The organism is Psychrobacillus sp. INOP01 (assembly GCF_018140925.1).
Lineage (GTDB): Bacteria > Bacillota > Bacilli > Bacillales_A > Planococcaceae > Psychrobacillus.
This window is the reverse complement of record NZ_CP073315.1, coordinates 2,282,470-2,303,063: the sequence shown is the minus strand read 5'-3', so window position 1 is coordinate 2,303,063 and position 20,594 is coordinate 2,282,470. Positions and strand designations below refer to the sequence as shown.

22 protein-coding genes are annotated in these 20,594 nt (G+C 36.7%); 9 read left to right on the top strand and 13 right to left on the bottom strand.

What is annotated here, in order from left to right:
• Entirely contained in the window at positions 1 to 1,113 is a 1,113-nt protein-coding gene (locus KD050_RS11695; protein WP_211892538.1) for a mandelate racemase/muconate lactonizing enzyme family protein, read from the bottom strand.
• 90 nt (positions 1,114 to 1,203) lie between these two features.
• Here KD050_RS11695 and KD050_RS11690 point away from each other — a divergent pair, with 90 nt between their 5' ends.
• Positions 1,204 to 2,448, top strand: coding sequence for a hypothetical protein (locus KD050_RS11690; protein ID WP_211892537.1), 1,245 nt, complete (start codon positions 1,204 to 1,206; stop codon positions 2,446 to 2,448).
• A gap of 535 nt (positions 2,449 to 2,983) precedes the next feature.
• On the opposite strand, the gene nhaC is transcribed toward KD050_RS11690, so the two are convergent.
• From nhaC to KD050_RS11675, 3 genes are all read right to left on the bottom strand, one after another.
• The gene (nhaC, locus tag KD050_RS11685) at positions 2,984 to 4,420 is read right to left on the bottom strand and encodes a Na+/H+ antiporter NhaC (protein WP_211892536.1); all 1,437 of its coding nucleotides are present in this window, start codon (positions 4,418 to 4,420) and stop codon (positions 2,984 to 2,986) included.
• Positions 4,421 to 4,525: 105 nt separating this feature from the next.
• Entirely contained in the window at positions 4,526 to 5,623 is a 1,098-nt protein-coding gene (locus tag KD050_RS11680) for an amidohydrolase (protein ID WP_211892535.1), read from the bottom strand.
• Between the two features lie 30 nt (positions 5,624 to 5,653).
• Positions 5,654 to 5,848, bottom strand: a complete 195-nt coding sequence (locus tag KD050_RS11675) for a YwbE family protein (RefSeq protein ID WP_211892534.1) — start codon at positions 5,846 to 5,848, stop codon at positions 5,654 to 5,656.
• A gap of 205 nt (positions 5,849 to 6,053) precedes the next feature.
• On the opposite strand from KD050_RS11675, the gene KD050_RS11670 reads away from it, so the two are divergent.
• The 6 genes from KD050_RS11670 to KD050_RS11645 all read left to right on the top strand — a co-directional run bounded on the left by KD050_RS11670 (position 6,054) and on the right by KD050_RS11645 (position 9,690).
• Positions 6,054 to 6,578: a thioredoxin domain-containing protein gene (locus KD050_RS11670; RefSeq protein ID WP_211892533.1), complete on the top strand. Its 525-nt coding sequence runs from the start codon at positions 6,054 to 6,056 to the stop codon at positions 6,576 to 6,578.
• A gap of 2 nt (positions 6,579 to 6,580) precedes the next feature.
• Complete coding sequence (locus KD050_RS11665) at positions 6,581 to 7,414, top strand: transporter substrate-binding domain-containing protein (protein WP_211892532.1); 834 nt, start codon at positions 6,581 to 6,583, stop codon at positions 7,412 to 7,414.
• Positions 7,415 to 7,479: 65 nt separating this feature from the next.
• Positions 7,480 to 8,163: an amino acid ABC transporter permease gene (locus KD050_RS11660; protein ID WP_211892531.1), complete on the top strand. Its 684-nt coding sequence runs from the start codon at positions 7,480 to 7,482 to the stop codon at positions 8,161 to 8,163.
• Positions 8,160 to 8,924, top strand: coding sequence for an amino acid ABC transporter ATP-binding protein (locus tag KD050_RS11655; protein ID WP_211892530.1), 765 nt, complete (start codon positions 8,160 to 8,162; stop codon positions 8,922 to 8,924). Before KD050_RS11660 ends, KD050_RS11655 begins: the two co-directional genes overlap by 4 nt.
• Positions 8,911 to 9,063: a hypothetical protein gene (locus tag KD050_RS11650; RefSeq protein ID WP_211892529.1), complete on the top strand. Its 153-nt coding sequence runs from the start codon at positions 8,911 to 8,913 to the stop codon at positions 9,061 to 9,063. Before KD050_RS11655 ends, KD050_RS11650 begins: the two co-directional genes overlap by 14 nt.
• A gap of 186 nt (positions 9,064 to 9,249) precedes the next feature.
• Positions 9,250 to 9,690 (top strand): peptidylprolyl isomerase, encoded by a 441-nt coding sequence (locus KD050_RS11645; RefSeq protein WP_211892528.1) that lies wholly within the window; start codon positions 9,250 to 9,252, stop codon positions 9,688 to 9,690.
• Positions 9,691 to 9,734: 44 nt separating this feature from the next.
• On the opposite strand, the gene KD050_RS11640 is transcribed toward KD050_RS11645, so the two are convergent.
• The 5 genes from KD050_RS11640 to KD050_RS11620 form a co-directional block, all read right to left on the bottom strand.
• A complete protein-coding gene (locus KD050_RS11640; protein WP_211892527.1) occupies positions 9,735 to 10,841 on the bottom strand; it encodes a DUF1648 domain-containing protein in 1,107 nt (368 codons plus the stop codon).
• A complete protein-coding gene (locus KD050_RS11635) occupies positions 10,838 to 11,227 on the bottom strand; it encodes a GntR family transcriptional regulator (RefSeq protein WP_211892526.1) in 390 nt (129 codons plus the stop codon). The genes KD050_RS11640 and KD050_RS11635 overlap by 4 nt, the downstream gene beginning before the upstream one ends.
• 115 nt (positions 11,228 to 11,342) lie before the next feature.
• Complete coding sequence (locus tag KD050_RS11630) at positions 11,343 to 12,644, bottom strand: D-serine ammonia-lyase (RefSeq protein ID WP_211892525.1); 1,302 nt, start codon at positions 12,642 to 12,644, stop codon at positions 11,343 to 11,345.
• A 15-nt stretch (positions 12,645 to 12,659) separates the two neighbouring features.
• Positions 12,660 to 13,106, bottom strand: a complete 447-nt coding sequence (locus KD050_RS11625; RefSeq protein WP_211892524.1) for a GNAT family N-acetyltransferase — start codon at positions 13,104 to 13,106, stop codon at positions 12,660 to 12,662.
• Positions 13,107 to 13,306: 200 nt separating this feature from the next.
• Positions 13,307 to 14,254: an oxygen-dependent tRNA uridine(34) hydroxylase TrhO gene (locus KD050_RS11620; protein WP_211892523.1), complete on the bottom strand. Its 948-nt coding sequence runs from the start codon at positions 14,252 to 14,254 to the stop codon at positions 13,307 to 13,309.
• 293 nt (positions 14,255 to 14,547) lie between these two features.
• On the opposite strand from KD050_RS11620, the gene KD050_RS11615 reads away from it, so the two are divergent.
• Together KD050_RS11615 and KD050_RS11610 are read left to right on the top strand one after the other, a co-directional pair.
• The gene (locus tag KD050_RS11615) at positions 14,548 to 15,318 is read left to right on the top strand and encodes a hypothetical protein (RefSeq protein ID WP_211892522.1); all 771 of its coding nucleotides are present in this window, start codon (positions 14,548 to 14,550) and stop codon (positions 15,316 to 15,318) included.
• A 311-nt stretch (positions 15,319 to 15,629) separates the two neighbouring features.
• On the top strand, positions 15,630 to 16,085 hold the full coding sequence (locus KD050_RS11610) for a GNAT family N-acetyltransferase (RefSeq protein WP_211892521.1): 456 nt from the start codon (positions 15,630 to 15,632) through the stop codon (positions 16,083 to 16,085).
• A gap of 129 nt (positions 16,086 to 16,214) precedes the next feature.
• Here the strand turns inward: KD050_RS11610 and KD050_RS11605 are convergent, their stop codons facing one another.
• From KD050_RS11605 to KD050_RS11590, 4 genes are read right to left on the bottom strand one after another with little or no spacing between them, the layout of a single operon-like run.
• Entirely contained in the window at positions 16,215 to 17,582 is a 1,368-nt protein-coding gene (locus tag KD050_RS11605; protein WP_211892520.1) for an ABC transporter substrate-binding protein, read from the bottom strand.
• A gap of 37 nt (positions 17,583 to 17,619) precedes the next feature.
• Positions 17,620 to 18,432, bottom strand: coding sequence for a carbohydrate ABC transporter permease (locus KD050_RS11600; RefSeq protein ID WP_211892519.1), 813 nt, complete (start codon positions 18,430 to 18,432; stop codon positions 17,620 to 17,622).
• A complete protein-coding gene (locus tag KD050_RS11595; protein WP_211892518.1) occupies positions 18,429 to 19,340 on the bottom strand; it encodes a carbohydrate ABC transporter permease in 912 nt (303 codons plus the stop codon). Before KD050_RS11595 ends, KD050_RS11600 begins: the two co-directional genes overlap by 4 nt.
• Positions 19,337 to 20,467: an ABC transporter ATP-binding protein gene (locus tag KD050_RS11590; RefSeq protein ID WP_305080215.1), complete on the bottom strand. Its 1,131-nt coding sequence runs from the start codon at positions 20,465 to 20,467 to the stop codon at positions 19,337 to 19,339. Before KD050_RS11590 ends, KD050_RS11595 begins: the two co-directional genes overlap by 4 nt.
• Positions 20,468 to 20,594 lie beyond the last annotated feature (127 nt).

Here is a 20,594-nt window from a genome sequence, read left to right as displayed (position 1 = left end):
TTATTTTGTTACCTTTGTAGAGAACTCAGTTAGCTCTTGTAGTATTTCTTCATCTACATCAATTCCTAATCCAGGACGTTCATTTAATTGTATAAATGGAACGTCATAATGTAAATTCCCAACATCTTTAGAGAATTTCAAAGGGCCTGTTAACTCTACGCTAGTAAACACTTTTTTAGAAAATGCTACTTGAAATCCTGCCGAAGATCCAATAGAGGATTCCACCATAGAACCGATCTGACACTCGATACCTGCCATCTCTGCCATATGAGCTAGTTTCATCGCTGGATAAATCCCGCCACATTTCATCAGTTTAATATTCACTTTGTGTGCAGCTTGTTTCTCGATCAACTCTCGCATATCCCGAAAGCCTCTTAAGCCTTCGTCCATCATAAGAGGAGTACTTGTTTTTGATTTTACTTCCATCATTCCGTTGAAGTCATCGGCTATTACTGGTTGCTCCAGCCAATCTAGCCCCTCTTTTTCTAGCTGACGCATTGCCGTAATGGTAGTAGCACTATTTTTCCAGCCTTGATTTACGTCTACACGAATAGCAATTTCTTCCCCAACTCTTGCTCGGACTGCTTGTATACGTCTCACATCAATCTGTACATCTGTTCCGACCTTCATTTTAAAGGAGGAATATCCTTCTTTCATCCTTCTTTCTGCTTCTTCTGCCATGTCCTCGGGATTTCCTATACTTAATACATGTGTGACAGGGAACTTTTCGTGATAGCGTCCACCAAGTAGTTGGTACACAGGAACACCAAGTTCTTTTCCTGCCAGATCGTAGCAAGCTATATCTATTGCCGCTTTTGCTGCAGGTGCTTGATAAACCGCTTTATTCATTTTTTCATGTAAGCGCTCAAACTCCATAGGATTTTCTCCAATAAGAGCCGGAGCTAACGTGTCTTTCAATAATGCATATGTACTTTCCCAAGTTTCTCCTGTTACATGTTCATCTGCAACAGCTTCCCCGTATCCCACTAGCCCATTATCAGTGATGATTTTAACAATAATAGATGGCATATCATCGTAAGTATGGTAACTTATGATAAATGGGTCAACTAATGGTAAGCGGATTGCATAAATATCTATTTCTTTAATTTTCATGTTAAATTCCTACTTTCTTTACAATTTAATTTATCTTCGTTATAGTTGTCGTTAAATAGTCGTTAAAAAACTAAAAAAAGAGGTGATTAAATGTTAACACGCATTGCAGTACTAGGATCGGCTAGTTTCATCGAACGTTTAAGAAGTTTCGAACATGAAATTCCATCCACTCGATTGGATTATTATACATATAAAATACCTTCAGATGCAAAGGATATTGTACCAACTATAAAACCTTGTGATGCAGTATTTTTTTCAGGTTCATTTCCATTTAACTATGCAGAGGATTTAATCGCAAAACTACCAATTCCATCTTTTTATTTGAAACAAGATGAAAACGCTATCATGACTACTCTACTATCACTTAGTTTTACTAACCCAACTGCCATACATAAACTATCCATTGATTTAGTTCACCCAGAAGGTGTAAAGAGTGTATTGGAGGATATAGGACAAATCGGTGAAACACCTTTTTTGATGAAAATTGATACCTCCTTTGATTTGGAAGAAATAGTTGCATTCCACACTGATTTACAAAAGAGTGGTGCCTCTTCGCTAGCCGTTACTAGTATTCATGCTGTGTATCAAAGATTGCGAGACAATGGTTTGTCTGTCATTCGAATGATTGATCCAAAAAGCTCCATTATTAAGGGAATAGAGGATACAAAATCACTTGCTCTTCTATTCAAAAGCCAGTCTGCTAAAATAGCTGTTGGTTTTATCCAAACAAATAAAGAGCTCTCCATTTCTGAAGCAAAAATTAAACAAATTGCAGCCTCTATTCAAGCAAATATCGTAAAAGAAGCCGACAATTTGTATACCTTATTTTCCACTCAAGGTGATGTACAAGAAGCTTTAAACAGTAACTTGATTACTACTTGGATGAGCCCATCTTCTCCTGCGGTTAAAATTGCATTTGGCTATGGAAAAACAGTTTTAGAAGCTACTCAAAATGCAAGAGATGCCCTATCCTATGCAACTGATAATACGGCATACTTATTAACAGACTCTAAGGAATTACTCGGACCGTATCCGAACAGCCATAAACAGGTTCGTTTAAAAAATAATGAACCACAGCTTGTGCAAATAGCGAAAGAAACTACATTAAGTCCAGCAAACTTATCCAAGGTAATACAGTTTAGCCGTTCTAGAAAGTCCACAGAGTTTACTGCATCTGACCTAGAAGTCTATTTACAAGTTAGTAGACGTACGACCGAGCGTATTTTAAAAAAACTTGCGGATCATGGATATGTAGAAATCGTAGGGGAAGAAATGACCTATCAACAGGGTCGCCCCCGCGCTATATATGAGCTAAACTTTCCAACCTACAATTAACATCAAAGTAAGAAAAACCGGGCAAAAAGACGCCCGGTCCTTTATGTTCAAAACCTGTTTCTATCGTTTTCGAAGGGCTTTGGACAGACGTTTGCTATATTTATTACCGAGTGAATTTTTAGTGATATTGGTTGTGACCTCCGTCACAACCAATATCACTTTTTTCGGTAATCTTATGGCGTTTATCTGCCCGTCGCCATCCTACAACTTTTAGAAACAGGTTAGTGCGTTTTTGGATAACTAGAGAAAAGATACTTTCTAATTTAGAGAATAAGCTCTCGAAGATGCAATTTCGTTCGCTATTTCGCTTCTTTATGAGTCAAACACTTATTACTTTTCTTTATTTCCACTAGAATAAAAGAAAATCTGCTTTCTCCATCTATTATTGGATAATAGCATTTCTAATTCAAAAGAAAGTCCAAGTCCCAAGAGCCAAGTGTTCACGGGACATTTTTATATACTTTCTTATCTTTTTAAGAAAAGGGAGTTCCATGAGAACCCCCCTTTTTTATGTTTAGTGCTTGCGCTTTTCTAATTATGCTTCTAAAGTTTCTTTATTTAATATCGCCATCTTTTCAGATTCCGATATTTTTTGAATCGTAAAGCCTGTCATTGCATAGATGATAGAAATAACTGGTACTACAAAGTTTAAAATTGCAAATGGTGCATATTCTGCTACCCCTACACCTAATGTTCCTAAAATGAACACTCCACATGTATTCCAAGGAATGAAGACCGAAGTAAGGGTTCCTCCATCCTCTAATGCACGCGATAGATTTTTAGAATGTAGTCCCATTTTCGTATACGTCGTTGAAAACATACGAGCTGGTACAACGATAGAAATGTATTGCTCTGAGCAAGTAGCGTTTGTTGCAAAACAAGCAACAATTGTTGATGCAATAAGTGAACCTGCTGATTTAGCAAGTTTTAAGATTTGGTTCATAATGGATTGAAGCATTCCAGAGTATTCCAAGATACCACCAAATGTCATGGCAACTATTGTCATGGATACCGTGTACATCATCGAATCTAATCCACCACGATTAAACAATTCATCTACCATTGCATTTCCAGTATCAATAACATATCCACTTTGTAGAGCTCCAACTGCATCTGCAACGCTTCCACCTTGGATGAGTATTTGAGATAAAAAGCCTAATAATATTCCAACAATTAATGCTGGTATAGCTGGTACTTTAAGTGCTACTAGTACTATTACTGCAAGTGGAACTAATAATAACCATGGAGAAATGACAAAGCTTTGATCTAACATGGATATTGTTTGGTTAATACCTTCTTGGTCTATATTACTTGATTTATACCTATTTCCAAGGAACCCATATACTCCAAGAGCTATTAGTATTCCTGGTATCGTCGTAAATAACATATGTTTAATATGTACAAAAAGATCTGTTCCCGTTAATCCTGCCGCAAGATTTGTTGTATCAGATAATGGGGACATCTTATCCCCAAAGTATGCGCCTGAAATTACGGCACCAGCGATCATACCAGCTGGAATTCCCATACTAAGTCCAATACCCATTCCCGCAACTCCGATTGTTCCCATAGTTGACCAAGAACTACCGATTGCAAGAGAAACAATTGCACAGATAATGCAAATAGTCACTAAGAAGAAGGCAGGAGTAATAATTTTTAGTCCATAATAGATCATCGTTGCAACAACGCCGCCACCTATCCATGCACCAATGATTAATCCTACTAAAATAATAATAACTACTGCCGGTAATGCTAGTTTAATACCTTTATACATCATTTCTTCAATATCAGACCATTTGAATCCATGCTTCCATGCAACAATCGCAGCAACAGTTGTTCCAACGATTAATGGAATATGTGGTCCCTGTTCTAAATTTATAATCGTAATAATCATTGTTAGAACCATAATTGCTAATGGTGTAATTGCCCATATCAAAGACATCTCTTTTTTAGTAACCGCTTTCTTTTCTTCCATGTCATTTCCCCCTTACGACCCTTACGATATTAAGACAATTCTAAAATTGACGTTTAATAGTCGTTAATAGAGTAATAATAAATGGAAATGAGGCTCTAGTCAATACTATTTCGATATGATTGAAAGCGTTTTCGATATGACTTTAGCCCCCATAAGTAATGAATCTCTGTTAAAAGTCATATTAGGATGATGTAATCCCGGTGTCAAATCAGCACCAATACCAATCATAGCTGCCTTCACTTCAGGGTGTCTAATTGTATAAAAATGAAAGTCATCGCTACCCGAAGTAATCACTTCTTCAGCCAAGTTTTCCATGCCTACAGTTTCAATAATTGCAGCCTTGGAAATTGCTGCAGCTTCCATCGATACTTCCGCTCCTGGTGTAATATCTTGAAATTCCCACTCGATTTCTATATCAAATAGCTGTTGAATTGTATTCAAATCTTTATCAATTCGATCTTTCAGTTGAAATAAAACGCTATTCTTTGCCGCTCTTACATCGATAGAAAACGTTGCAATACCAGGAATAATATTCGAATTTTCTCCACCTGCTTGAATTTTCGTTAGCTTCGCAGAATATGATTCGAATGGAGAAAAATACATATTTTTCAACGCTTGATGAACGGCCATTACTACATCAATCGCATTATTGCCCTGATGAGGTCTAGCACCATGTGCATCAATTCCTTTTATCTTACCTTCTACAAATAATGCTGCTCCATGATGTATAGCTGGCGCAACTTTTCCGAAAGGAAGTTCCTCAATCGGTCGTAAATGCACACCAAAAAGATGAGTGACATCCTCCAGCGCTCCACGATCTATCATGGAATTTGCCCCATTACCTTTCTCTTCTGCTGGTTGGAAGATAAAGCGAATTCGTTTGTTTAGTTTTTCATCCTTTAATAGCAATAACGCTCCCAATACCATCGAAATATTGGCATCATGTCCACAGGAATGATTGGCGCGGAACTCCCCATCTACTTCTTGCCAAAGTGCATCTATATCGGCACGAACAGCAATTACTTCTGGTCCTTCACCAATTTCTGCTAGCAATCCAGTTACATCATCAAATCTTCGGTAGGAAATACCTAAATCGTCTAAAATTTCCGCCAGCTTATTCGTAGTTTCATATTCCTTCCAGCTAACTTCTGGATTTTGATGAAAGTGGTTAAACCACTGCAAAATTTGAGTTTCTACTTGCACTTTAACTACACTCCTTTTTCACCCTATAATTTATCCTATGATTTCACAAACCCGTCCTATTTGTCCATCTGTTAATCGAACTTTTATGCCATGTGGATGAAAGGATGAATTCGTTAATAAGTCTTTCACGACTCCTTTTGTTTTCTCCCCTGATCTTTGGTCTTTTTTTAACACTATATATACTTCTAAACCTGGTTTTACATCATTTCTATTTTGTCCATTCATTTGGTTTCACCTCTTTTTTTATCGTACCACTTTCATGGTCTATAGTTACACTATAAAACTTCATTTTACAATTTAAACCTGTCTTTAACCTTTTAAAAACCTTTAAAATACTTTCTGAAAAAAAGGTTTACAATTCCTATCTGTTTAGTTAGAATTGAGATGTAAATTAGAATTTTCAAAAAATAACAGAGAGAAGGTTTATATATTGGTAACACTCAAGAATACACATTTAACGTTAGGCAATGCAGCAGCACCGATAAAAGTGGAGGTGTTCTTAAACCTAGCTTGCCCTTATTGCGCATCCTTCTATGAACTTGTAGATGGTGCACTTCTACAATACATAAATGAGAACAAAGTTGAATTAATCGTGAAGCATTATGATAAACCACGAGAAATGCTCTTACCAGGAACACTAATTAACCTCAACTTAGACTATGGCAATCCTGCAAAAACATTAGATAACATTAAGTCGTTATTTAAAGAGCAGGAAACATGGGATAAACTTTCAAGTCACGGTATCAAGGAATACATTAAAAATAATTATGGATTGAAGGAAGAAGAGCCAAATATTGAAATTAGCCTTCAAGTCACTGCAGAAGCAATTGAACGGAGAGTCAAAATGGTTCCAACTGTATTTATTAATGATTTAGAATTCCAATACCCTCGTGAAATTTTCTCTGAAGAATTAATACAAGTGTTAGACCAACAACTGTCTAAGGAGAAGGTATAAGTATGAAATTAAAAAAGATCTTGTCGTTATTATTTATACTTTGCATTTCTATTTTACTAGCAGCCTGTGGAGATGATTCGGAGAAAACATCTGCAGGTAATAAAGATGGTGTATCTACTGACAAAAAAGTATTAAGAGTAGGTTCTTCAGGCATTTATCCCCCGTTCATCTCAGTTGATGATAAGGGAGTTCCGCAAGGCTATGACGTTGAAGTGTTAGAACTAGTAACTGAATCACTAGGTTACGAGATTGAATGGACATTTGCTGAGTTCTCAGGTATTTTCGGGATGTTAGATGCAGGTAATATTGATACAGTTTCAAATCTAATTGCAGCTACAGAAGAACGTCGAGCAAAATATGACTTTTCTTCTCCTTATGCATACTCTGGAGCATCATTAGTTGTACCAGAAGATAATACTGATATTAATAGCATCGAAGATTTGAAGGGGAAAAAAGTAGGTGTCTTACTCGGCAACAATCTACATCAATTCCTAGAAAAATGGAATGAAGAAAACGGAAAAGAAATAATTATTACTCCTTACCAAGACGTGAGCGGTACGTATAATGAAGTGGCCCTTGGTCGTCTAGATGCTTTTATTGATGTAAAAATTACTGCCGCATCACGGATTAAAGACGAAGGTCTACCTTTAAAACTTTATGGTGAGGATTACTTAATCGACTTCGATTATGCTTTCCCATTTGTACGATCTGAAGAAAATAAGGAGTTTTTAGCAGATTTCAGTGCTGAAATTGAAAAGTTACAGGAAGATGGTACCTTAAAAAAACTTTCAGACAAATGGAGTGCAATTGACGTAACCATTCCACACGAGAAATAAAAAGAGAAAGGCTACTCGCGGCAGAGTAGCCTTTCATTATTTACATAAGAAAGGTTGCCTACTTTATGAAATTCGATTTTGAGTATATGATCAGTCTCTTCCCGAAAATCATTGAATTTTTACCAATTGTTATATATATAGGGACTTTATCATTTCTATTAGCAATTTTGTTTGGATTAGTTTTTGCATTCCTCACTAACAATAAAATTAAGATATTATATCCTATTTTAAAAGTCATCATATCCTATTTCCGAGGAGTTCCAACCTTAATTCAAATTTTCATTTTATACTTTGGAGTGCCTCAAATATTCCCAAGCTTCAGTACAATGAATGCAGTCACTGCTGTCATTATTGCGCTCAGTTTACGTAATGCTGCCTATTTATCAGAGGTTTTCCGTTCTGCATTCTTAGCAGTTGATAAAGGGCAATATGAAGCATGCTTATCCGTTAGTATGACTAAATGGCAAGCCCTACGAACGGTTATTTTACCGCAGATGGTCCGTATTGCTATCCCACCATCTGGTAACTACTACATTATGATGATTAAAGATACATCTTTAGCCTTTACGATTGGAGTAATAGACATGATGGCTCGTGCAAAACTTGAAGCTGCCGTAACATACAAGTTTTTAGAAGCTTACTTGATGGTTGGTCTTATTTACTGGATGATTTCTATCATACTTTCTTTCCTGCAGTCTAAACTCGAGTATTATGTTGAAAAGCCATATCGGAAGGAGGAAGTTAAATGATTAAAATAACTAATTTACATAAAAGCTATGGCCCTACCAATGTTCTAAAAGGACTTGATGTAGAAATTGCTGAGGGAGAAGTTGTAGCTATTATTGGACCATCTGGTTCAGGAAAGTCTACATTTTTACGTTGCATCAACTTTTTAGAGGAAGCACAGGTAGGTTCGATTGAAATTGATGGTGCCAAAGTAGATTTAGAGAATTATACAAAGAAACATGTAAGTCATCTTCGCAAGAAAACAGGCATGGTCTTTCAAAACTACAGTTTATTTAAAAACAAAACTGCACTTCAAAATGTCTCTGAACCTGTACGCTTAACACGTAATACACCCCGACAAGAAGCTGAACAATTAGCCTTTAAACTCTTAGCAGAGGTAGGCCTTCAAGGTAAGGAGCATCATTATCCGATTGCGCTCTCAGGAGGACAACAACAACGGGTAGGAATTGCCCGCGCTTTAGCACTCGACCCATATGTTATTTTATTCGATGAGCCTACTTCTTCTCTCGATCCAGAATTAGTCGAAGAAGTTTTAAATGTTATGAAGTCTGTTATCGTCGATAAAAAACGTACAATGATTGTTGTGACACATGAAATGGATTTTGCACAGAGCGTAGCAGACCGCGTTATTTTTATGGCAGATGGTATCATAGTAGAACAAGGTACACCGAAGGATATTTTCGAAAATCCACAAAATGAAAGAACAAAAAGATTCTTAAAAAACTACCTAAAAAATCAGAATAAAATTAGTGAAGTACATTAATGTTGTAAACCTATACAAACTAAGTCAACGACGCTTAGAAGTCAATATACCAGATGATTTTGCGGAACAACTATTAGAGAGTATGATTGCAAAAGGTTTAAGCGGAAGAGCAGCTATTATTTATTTGGTTGGGATTTAATAATCATATCTGAAATCTCTTCCCTTATTGGAGATCAACTAACCGTTATTAGTAGATGAGCATTTGAGAACACCGGGTTTACTCTTCCTGACAACCCATCAAACACTTGTGAGTCTCTGTTTTTGGAAAATGCTTTGGGTACATGCTATACTATTGAAGGATTTATATGAAAAAGGAGTGTTTTAAATGACAAAAAAAGGTTATTTTTTAATGGATTCTGGAGAAAAAATTGAATTTGATTTATTCCCAAATGAGGCACCAAACACAGTAGCAAACTTTGAAGAGTTAGCAAACAGCGGATTTTATAACGGAGTAGTATTCCACCGTGTAATTCCTGGCTTCGTAAGCCAAGGTGGAGATCCAACTGGTACAGGTATGGGCGGTAGCGGAAAAAACATTAAATGTGAGACAGCTGGAAACCCACACACACACCAAGCAGGAAGCCTTTCTATGGCGCATGCTGGTAAAGATACAGGTTCTAGCCAATTCTTCATCGTTCATGAGCCACAACCACATTTAAACGGTGTTCATACTGTTTTCGGTCAAGTAACAAGTGGTCTTGAAGTAGCAAAAGCTATGAAAAATGGCGCTAAAATGGAAAAAGTAGAAGTTTTCGACGCTGAATAATATATAAATAAGAAAAGCAGCTCCCAACTTGGGTAGCTGCTTTTCTATAATAAAAACGTTATTCCAAATATAAGAATTAGAGGTGCTAGTAATACAATCCAGCTTATAGGATGAGCAAAGTTCAGTGTCCAACCTACGCCAAATCGCTTTTCGACCATGATGCTCGGATCATTTTTGTTCATGTAAAATAATCCGCCCTTCCAATATTTGTCCTCGTCTACGGCTATTTTATTTTCTATGGTCGGACTGTTTTTTTCTACCTTTAGGCGAGATCCACTCTGTCCTACTTTTATAGTATAAATGCCGACAACTGCAAGTGTTAATAGTAAGAAACTCAGAGGTAGAGCCCACATGATAATAGAAGAGGATATTTCTGGATGAATTGTTTGTAAGTGAAAATACCCCATCATGAGCGTTATACCAATTGTGATAAAGAGCGCTAACAAACTTGTATATTTTCGAAACGCGAGTTGCTGTGCAAGAGAAGTTTTTTTATTGGCTGGATTAAGGCGCGCACCTGAAAACTTCATCCCCTCACTCATTAAAAGGAACATCCCCTGCATCACTAGTAAAATTAGTGGCATTGCAATTACACTAAAATATGTTTTTTCGCTAAATGCATCTGCTTCTCCAGTAGGTCCCCAATGGGTAGGAATCATCTCTGGCATTTGATCATACTTCATAAATGTATAGATAATTAAAGCTACAGTAACAATCATAGGAATGATAAATATTACACGAGGTATTAGTTTGAGCTTTTCCTGAAACTTTACATCGACAACTCTCACTTCACTTTTACCACTTAACCACCCTTGTGTTTCCTTCCGTTTTTTCACTCGAAGGCGCATCATAAAATAATAACCAATGCTCACAAACATAGTGGTAAATTGAACACCCACACTAACTAGAGCCAGCTTTTCCTCTGCTGGATTTTGTGTTAGCCCCCACCATAGATACCCTCCAAAAATAATCATGCCGAATGTTAACACAAACATTGTGTATTTATTTTTTAGTTTCATCACCACTGGATCTTTTGTGTGGTTATCTGGTACATACACACCAAATGCCTCTGTTGTCTTTAAAAATTTTGGCGTAAATGCTTGTAGAACAGTGATAAAAAATAAGATGAATCCAAATAGCACAATAGTCATTCGTTCCCCTCCTCAATATTTTGCACTAGCCTACGTACCATAACTACCAGTTCTTCTTCCGAGAGCTTTAGGACTAACCCTTCTGTTATAAATGGTCTCAGTTGAGCTCCTAGTTTTTGCTTTTCTTCCTCTGAAGCCTTTGGAACACCGTTTGGTTGAATAATAACACCTGATTTTGCCACTATTTTTATAAAATCTTTTTCTTCTAGATAATGATAAGCCTTATTTACTGTATGCATATTCATCCCAAGATCGCTTGCAAATGCTCTTACAGACGGTAGCGAGTCACCTGGCTTTAATTCACCTCGTACCATCCCTTCCATAAGTTGGTGGGCCAGCTGCAAATAGATGGGGACATCAGAATTAGATTTTATTTCAATAAACATGAAGTGTCCCTCCCTTATTTTTGTTCTATATATAGCATAACACATTTGTTATATATATAGTAGAGCAAGAAGAAATAAAAAAAATCCTACTTTTAATAAGTAGGATAGGGATTTACTACATAAGATATTGTTTGCCTTTTTCATAATAATTCTTCATTTCCTGAGAAGGAACCATTCCTCCGCCAGTTGCCCAAACAATATGCGTTGCATTATGTAAGGAAACTCCATGTTTAGCTAAATGAATTGGACCTATCATTCCTGCAAGTGCAGATGGTTCTAATAGAATGTTCTCTGTGTCTGCCAATAAAGCTAATAGCTCATACAGGGATTTATCATTCACCGTGAAGCTTCCACTAATGAGCTGCTCTAGAGTTTTCCCAACAAATCCGGATGGTCGACCAACAGCTAGTCCGTCCGCATCCGTTTTGTTATCAAGTCCGATATCAGCAACTGAAACATTTTCATGCAATCCGGTCATTAACCCAAGTAGCATGCAAGGCGAGTTCGTGGGCTCTGCAAAAAAGCAATGGACATGATCACCGAATAGTAGTTTTAGTCCAAATGCAACTCCTCCTGGTCCACCACCGACTCCGCAGGGTAAGTATACAAACAGTGGGTGTTCGGCGTCGACAATGATTTGCATTTGTTCCAATTGATTTTTCAATCTATCTGCTGCAACGGCATACCCAACAAATAAGTCAACAGAATTTTCGTCGTCGATAAAAAAGCAAGACGAATCCTTTTCGGCTTGTTTCCTACCTTCCATTACCGCAATACTATAATCAAAATCGTATTCTATGACTGTTACACCTTTTGAACGAAGCATGTCCTTTTTCCATTGCTTCGCATCGCTAGACATATGGACAGTTACTTGAAATCCAAACTTTGCACTAATTATCCCTATGCTAAGTCCTAGATTCCCAGTCGATCCTACTGCAATTGAATAGTTAGAAAAAAATTGTTTGAACTTATCCGTTGAGAGTCTCTCATAATCATCTGTCTCTTTCAATAAACCTTCTCGTATCGCAAGCTGTTCTGCAATTTTAAGTACCTCATAAATTCCACCACGAGCCTTTATGGATCCCGAAATCGGTAAGACATTATCACATTTTAATAGCAATTTCCCGTCAATCTCTGTTTGATAGAATTCCTCTAAGGTGGATTCCATAGTTGGAGTCTTCACAAGTGGCGACTCAATGATACCTTTTGTTTTTGCTGTCTCTGGGAAGGCAATACGCAAATAAGATGCAAAGCGATCTAAACGATCGCTTGCATCTTGTACCATCTCAGCAGTAACAGATACGTTTTTTATAGCATCTGCTGAATTTATTTTATTTGGGTTGAACCATATTATTTCTTCTTTGTTTTGCATATTTGAGATTAAAGGAAATCTAATTTCTAATTGGTGTTTATCCATTAATGTAAACCCTTTCTATTCTAGGCTCATCACATGAGTGACGTCCGGTGATCGTTCATCAAATAAAAATCCATTCGCACGGTAAAAAGAATCTGCCTTTGCGGATTCTGTTTTAGTCGTTATTTCCTTAAAATAACCTTTGGCGTTTTCAGAAACCACCTTTAAGAGTTCACTTCCTACACCTTTTCGACGATACTCTGGTAAAGTATAAAATCGGTATAGTCGAGCCGAGTTGTCTGATTCACTAGCGGTATTTCGAAACAAACCGCCAATTGCTACTAGCTCATCTGCATCCCAAGCGCCATAAATTGCTTCTCCCTGTTCACTGAAACGATGCGTTCCGTCTTCATATTCCGACGCTAACCTTGATACGAAACGATATCCTTCTTTTTCACTTTCTTGAATTAGTTTGGATACGTTGACTGCGTTCAAATCTGAAATATTTTTCACTTCGATTGACATATACGTTCCTCCATTCTATTTTTGAAAAATGAACTCTTTGTTACTTTCTATACAGGAAGGTAAATCCCCTCTATACGTTTAATATATTTCAATCATTCCAGTATTATACTGTCACATGGTTGTTACAACTTATTTTACGCTAAAGGATTAACTTTACAAAATAAATCCCATGCCAGTAAATCGGCATGGGATATCATTCATTATTTTATAGCAGCTAGTCTAGCTTCTACTTCTTCTTCAGATAGTTTATGTTCTACGATGTAGCGGTTGCGTGGATGCTCACGGCATTCATCGGAACAGCTGCGTAGATACTTGTGTTCGTTTTCCTCTGAGCAAAGAATTTTATCATTACAATCAGGGTTAGCGCAGTTTACATAACGCTCACATGGCTCTCCTGTGAAATGATCCTTACCAACAACGACATGCTCTACTTGGTTGATCGGCACAGCTATGCGCTCATCAAATACGTACATTTGACCATCCCATAGCTGTCCACGTACTTCTGGGTCTTTGGCGTAAGTTGCAATTCCACCGTGTAGTTGACCTACACCCTCAAAACCTTCCCTAACTAACCAGCCAGAGAATTTTTCACAACGTATTCCACCAGTACAATACGTAAGTACTTTTTTACCTTCGAACATTTCTTTGTTCTCTATCATCCAGTCTGGTAGATCACGGAAGTTGCGAATTTCTGGACGGATTGCTCCGCGGAAATGGCCTAGGTCGAATTCATAATCATTACGAGCATCAATAACAACCGTATCTTCTGCTTGCATTTGTTCAAAAAACTCTTTTGGAGAGAGGTATTGACCTGTTAATTCATTTGGATTAATATCATCTGCTAATCCTAAATACACAATCTCTTTCTTAGGACGAACATGCATTTTTTTGAAGGCATGTCCTTCTGCTTCATCTATTTTGTACACCATGTCGGCAAAACGTTCATCTGCCTTCATCATGTTCATGTATGCGTCAGTTTGTTCAATCGTTCCTGAGCAAGTTCCATTTATTCCTTCGTCTGATACTAAAATACGCCCTTTTAACCCAATTTCCTTACATGCTGCAAGATGTTCTTGCGCAAAAGTTACCGGATCTACAATCGGGACATATTTATAGTAAAGTAATACTCTGTATGCATTTGTTTCCATTTTTTACTCCACCTTTTCTAATTTTGTCCACCGTCTAATATACCAAAAAACAAGTCAAAAGTTAAATAGATTGTTTCTTTTTATAATTTAAAAAACCGTAGAAAGACTTGAGATAGAAAGTTCTCTTTTAGGTTCTCTGTTTAAATGAGCCACAAAAGAAGTTACTGAAACTAACGCAGGTTAGTAAGAAGGTTTTACAGTATCAGTAGAGAATTTAATAAAGAGGTATTGAAGATTATTTTAAATAATTGGCGAAGTAGATAATAACAATTTTAGAAGTAGGTGATTTTATTATGTTGGCCCCCAAAAGCATTCTGAATACCTGGATGAAGTTTGATGATTTCCCTATGGAGACATTAACAAAAGCATGGTTTTATAGCAAAGGTAGTGTTACAAAACAAAGAGATGTTTCTCTTATAAGAGAACACCGACATCAATTTGGTTTATCGGGTAATTGCTTTGACCTTGCAATTTTTTTACTTGATGAATTTCAAAAAGATGGAATCACTGCCTATCCGATAGGTCATAACTTAAATTCCCCTAACGCTCATGTCGCAGTCATTGCTTTAGACGAATTAGGTAACCGTTTCTTATGTGATTTAGGAGACCAATGGTTAAGACCAATCTTAATTGATACAGATACCCAAGAATATACCGATGAAAAACTTAATGGTTTTTTTCCTGCTGCAACGATTCAAGTGAAACCAAATGAAGGCAGTACAGAGATCCTCTACCACAGACCAAACGGTAAAATATCGAAACAAATATTTGATACTAAACCAATAGAAATGAGTTACTTTATGCAGGCGGCTGAGTTCTCTCAAAATTTAATTAAACCGCGACCTTTATTAGAATGTAGAATCCCTTTTAAAACTGAAATTGCACATTGGGAATTCTATAACTGGGAAAGTTTTCTAAGTACAAGTGAAGGGTTGTTTAATGAACCAAAGTTGGAGTCAATAGAACATTGGGCTGTAAAAATAAATCAAAAAACTGGTTATGACAAGCAGTTTTTGGTGGATGTTTTAAAGTTATATAAAGAATTATCTACTCTGGAATCATAGAATTTTTGTTGAACTATCGTGGTGCTTCAGTGAAAGAGGGTGGAGTAGCTTAGGTAGATCTATTTTTTCTTTCTCCAACGAGTAGGTTAGTTAAATGAGAAAGTAAAATTATTGTAAGAAGGAATTAATCGGGGAAAATTAGTATAATTAAAAAGTCTATAAATTCATTGATATAATTTTTAGGCAATAATTGTTAGAGGAGGCGTTCATTATGACAAATAAAAAAAATTCTATTATTAATGACTATAAGGGGATAACGACTAGTTAACAAAGTTGTTTAGCATTTCCCCAAATCTTGAAAGGGGAAAATTATGAGTACAGAAAATGTGAAAATCGTAGAATTAAATGCAGAAAACTGGTACGAATGTTGTGAATTAGAGGTATCAACAGAACAGAAAGAATACATGGAACCCAATGCTATATCCATAGCTCAGTCAAAGTTTGAGCCTACATTAAAGCCATATGCTATTTATGCTGAAGATAAGATAGTAGGCTTTTTGATGTACAATTCTGTTCAAGAAGAACTTGATGCCTATTGGGTATATAGAATAATGGTGGATAAGGAATTCCAAGGCAAGGGTATAGGTAAAGCTGCAACTAAGTTAATGATTTCAGAAATGGCTAAATTACCTAATGCGCAAAAAATTGTTGTAGGTTATCATCCTGAAAATTTGGGGGCACATAATTTATACTCGAGTTTGGGATTTGTTGATAATGGTGATAGGTTCGGTAAGGAAATGGCAGTTATAAAAAATGTAACTGATTGATAGGGCGATAGAATATTTAAATAAGAAGGAACCATACTTTGGACCATTCTTATGGTGCTAACGGGGGCTTTAGTAAAAAACGAACAAGAGAGCAAATGAATGCCTCTTGTTCGTAAAGTACGTTCTATTCTATTTTGTCTTATTGGCAATTTCTATTGCACGATTGGTTCCTTCTACTGCTGCATCTAGTGCTTCTTGTGGATCCATTCCTTGATATAGATTTTCTAAGGCCGTTACAATTTGTTGACGTGATTCAGGGAATACTGATATTAAAGCACCTTGTGTTGCAATAGAAGCCTCAGTATTTTGCAATTGATCTACAGTTACTTTTAACTGCGGTGTAACATCCCATGCATCCTTGACGATTTGTTCGTCATATGCCGATGGGTTGATTGCAAAATAGCCTGTTTCTAAATGCCATTTTGCTTGAACCTCTGGAGTAGTTAAGTATTTCATAAATTCCCAAGCTGCCTTTTGTTCTGCTTCTGCAATACCTTTAGACATCCAAAGAGATGCTCCACCAATGACGACCCCGTTGCGTTTTACTTCGTCTGCATACGGAATATATGCTGCACCGACTTCAAAAGGAGCGTTATCAATAATTCCTTTTACCCCCGCAGAGGAATCCATGTACATCGCAACCTTTCCAGTTTGGAATGCTGCGCGGATATCATCCCAGTTCGTTCCGAAGTTTCCGAAAGTCCCTGCTTTGTTCATCGTATCTAACAGGTTAAATACGTTTAGTCCTTCAGGTCCATTAAAGGTTGCTTCTGTTGCATCCCCAGCACGACCATTTTCTTCATTTACATATAATCCGCCTTGTGTCGCAACCAATTCTTCAAAAAACCATCCATATGTTAGCATGGAGAAACCTTTCATTTCATCTGTTTTCAATTTTGCAGCTGTATCAATAACCTCTGAAAATGTTTCTGGAGCTTTCTCCGGATCAAGTCCTGCTGCTTTAAATGCATCCTTGTTATAAAGCATTACCGGTGTAGATGAGTTAAACGGCATAGAATATAACTGATCATCGACCGTGTAGTAATTTAAAATATTTTCTTCAAGCTGTGAAATGTCATAATTATCTTCATCGATAAATTTTTGGATGGGCTCTACAAAGCCACTATCAATCATATACTTTGTTCCAACTTCAAATACCTGCGTTATGGCTGGGGCATCCTTTGTACCTCCAACACTACGAAGCTTCGTTAATGACTCTTCATATGATCCTTGGAATTCTGCCTGCACTTCATATTTATCCTGAGATTTATTAAAATCTGCAACAATTGCATCTAAGGAAACCTGACCTGCTCCAGACATTGCATGCCAAAAAGAAATGACTGTTTTGCCTTCTTCATTGGTAACTACTTCTTTTTCTGTTTCTGCCTCATTACCATCCGTTTCAGACGAACTACTATCACTGTTGGTACATGCTACTAAAGCAAAAAGACTAAGTAATAATAAAGCTAAAAATGCAAATTTCGATGATTTCCTCATATTTAACGTACACCTCTTTTTTAGTTTTGAACAACCGTTATTTTAGAGCTCCTTGCGTTAACCCTTTTTGTAATTGCTTTTGACCTAAAAATAATAGTAGTAGTGTTGGTATGATAACTACAATTACTCCTGCCATAACCACCCCCCATTCTGTTGCTACTTCTTGCGATTGAAGTTGCTTTAAACCGATTTGGACGGTCCGAACAGAATTATTGGTCGTCACTAGAAGTGGCCATAAATACATATTCCATGTCGTCAAAAACCCATAAGCACCTAGTGTAACAAGACTTGTTTTAGAAACAGGTAAAACTACTCGAAAGAAAAATCCAAATTTACTTAGTCCTGCTATTTGCGAAGCCTCATGAAGCTCTTTCGGGATAGTTTTAAAATGCTGTCTTAGTAAAAACGTACCAAATGCCAATGCAAAAAACGGCAATGTCATTCCTTGGTAGGTATTAATCCAATCTAGCTTTTGAATGGTAAAAAAGTTAGGGATCATCGTCGCTTCCCACGGAATCATCATCGTCGATATAAATAAGAAAAAGATAAAATCTCTACCCTTAAACGGGATAAATACGAATGCATACGCAGCTAAACTACAAACGATTAACTGCCCAATCATTACCCCAAGTGAAACGACGAAACTATTGATCAAATAATTAAATAAAGGAAGTCGATCAAACACCTTTACATAATTATCTAAACTAAAGGTTGACGGTAGTAATTTTCCTGATAAAATCTCTCCGCCAGTCATAAAACTTATCATAAATGCATAAATAATTGGAAAAAAAAGTATTAACGAAGTGGCAGTCAATAAGAAGTAAAGAATTAGCTTTTTCCATAATCTCATTGGTAATGCACCTTCTTTTCGCCAAGCTTAAATTGTAAAATCGTTACGATTAAAATACATATAAATAAGAACACGGCCTGGGCACTTGCGGTTCCGAATTGATAATTGATAAATGCTTCCCTGTATATGGAGTATACGATTAAATTAGTAGACTGAGATGGACCACCTTTAGTTAAAATATCTATTTGTCCAAACGTCTGAAATGCATTAATCAGTGATATGGTAATGATGAAAAACAAAGTTGGAGAGAGCATTGGAATAGTAATTCTCTTTAAACGATACCAATAGCTAGCACCATCAATACGCGCACTCTCATATAAATGCTCATCTATATTTTGCAAACCACCAAGTATTATCAGGAAGGAAAACCCTGTATTCAGCCATATAGTTGAGAGTGACACTGAAAATAATGCCCATGTTGGATCTAATAGCCATTCAATTTGTGGAAGATTAAAGATATTTAATAATTTGTTGAACATCCCTACACTCGGGTGAAATAAGAACAGCCAAACGACAGAGGACGCTGCAACGGAAACCCCCATTGTGGATGCGTAGATGGTCCTAAAAAAACCAATTCCTCTCAGTTTTTCATTGGCAAGTAGTGCTAAAACCAGCGCAATTATAATCCCTGTTGGAACTGTATATAAAACAAATAGGAACGTTGCTTTAATACTATTGCGAAATGCATCAGATTCTAGTAAATAAGCATAGTTTTCTAAACCTACGAAAATTGCAGCTTCACCCGCTTGATCCGTTAAGTAGAAGCTCAAGTAAATGGTCCGAAACATCGGATAAAAAACAAATACAGAAAATAATATAATAGAAGGCAATAAATACAATAGGGCGGTTCTCGCGTTAGAGGAACGTTTCCAATTGCTCATCTTTCTAGTTTTACTTACAGTCGTCATACAAATACCTCTTTGCCAAATACATGGTTTTCAACTTCGGAGGGAGTTTTAATAATTTCCTTTGTTTCACTATCAAAGAAACAAAAAGATTCATAGTTCATAATTAAAGGGATTTTATCACCTATTTCTATTTGCCACTGCCCGCTCCATTTAACTTGCCAGGATTCCTCATTAAGTAAAAATGTAAAAATTGTTTCATTCCCTAAAATTTCCACATTTGAAACTTCCACCATAACTTTGTCTTTCTCTTCTGACTCTTTTGTTGCTGCTTTTATATGTTCAGGACGTATGCCTACAAATACTCGCTCTGTTAAATAATGTGCATCCTGTGTTGGAACCGGAATTACAATAGAATCACTTAACCGAATCGTACTTGTCAATTTGTCCCCAAAACCGGGTGCTAGATTCATAGGAGGTGATCCGATAAATGTTGCTACAAAAGGGTTGGATGGGTTGTTATAAATCTCGATAGGTTTGCCTATTTGCTGAATAGACCCTTCATGGAGAATCATAATTCGATCACCCATAGTCATAGCTTCGATTTGGTCATGTGTTACATAAATCATCGTAATACCTAAGCGCCTTTGAATTTGTCTTATTTCAGAACGCATATGCGCTCGTAGCTTTGCATCTAAATTAGATAGTGGTTCATCCATTAAACAAATAGGCGCTTCGCTCACAATTGCTCGAGCTAATGCCACCCTTTGACGTTGACCACCAGATAACTCTCTAGGTTTTCGCTTTAAATAATCCGTCAAACCAAGCATTGCTGCCACTTCATTTGTACGTTTCGCTCGCTCTTTTTTATCGATTTTTTTTACATGTAATCCGAATTGAATATTTTCTTCTACCGATAAGTGAGGATATAATGCATAGTTTTGAAATACCATCGATAAATCCCTTTTACTTGGTGGTAAATCATTCACTTCTGTATCGCCAATTTTCAAAACTCCACCTGTTATATCTTCTAGTCCTGCAATCATTCGAAGCATTGTACTTTTACCGCAGCCAGAAGGACCGACGAGAACAAAAAATTCCCCCGGTTCAATTGTTACGTTAATATTAGAAATAACATTAGATTGTTTATCATACGATTTGGAGATATCGATCAGTTCCACCCTTTTCAAGCACTTCATCCTCTCTACCAATCTTCAAATTATAGTGTTATCAATCGAACATACTAAGTAATGCCTCTAGCAATTTCATTTTACAAGACATACCGTTGATGTATATAGAAATACTCAACTTTTACAT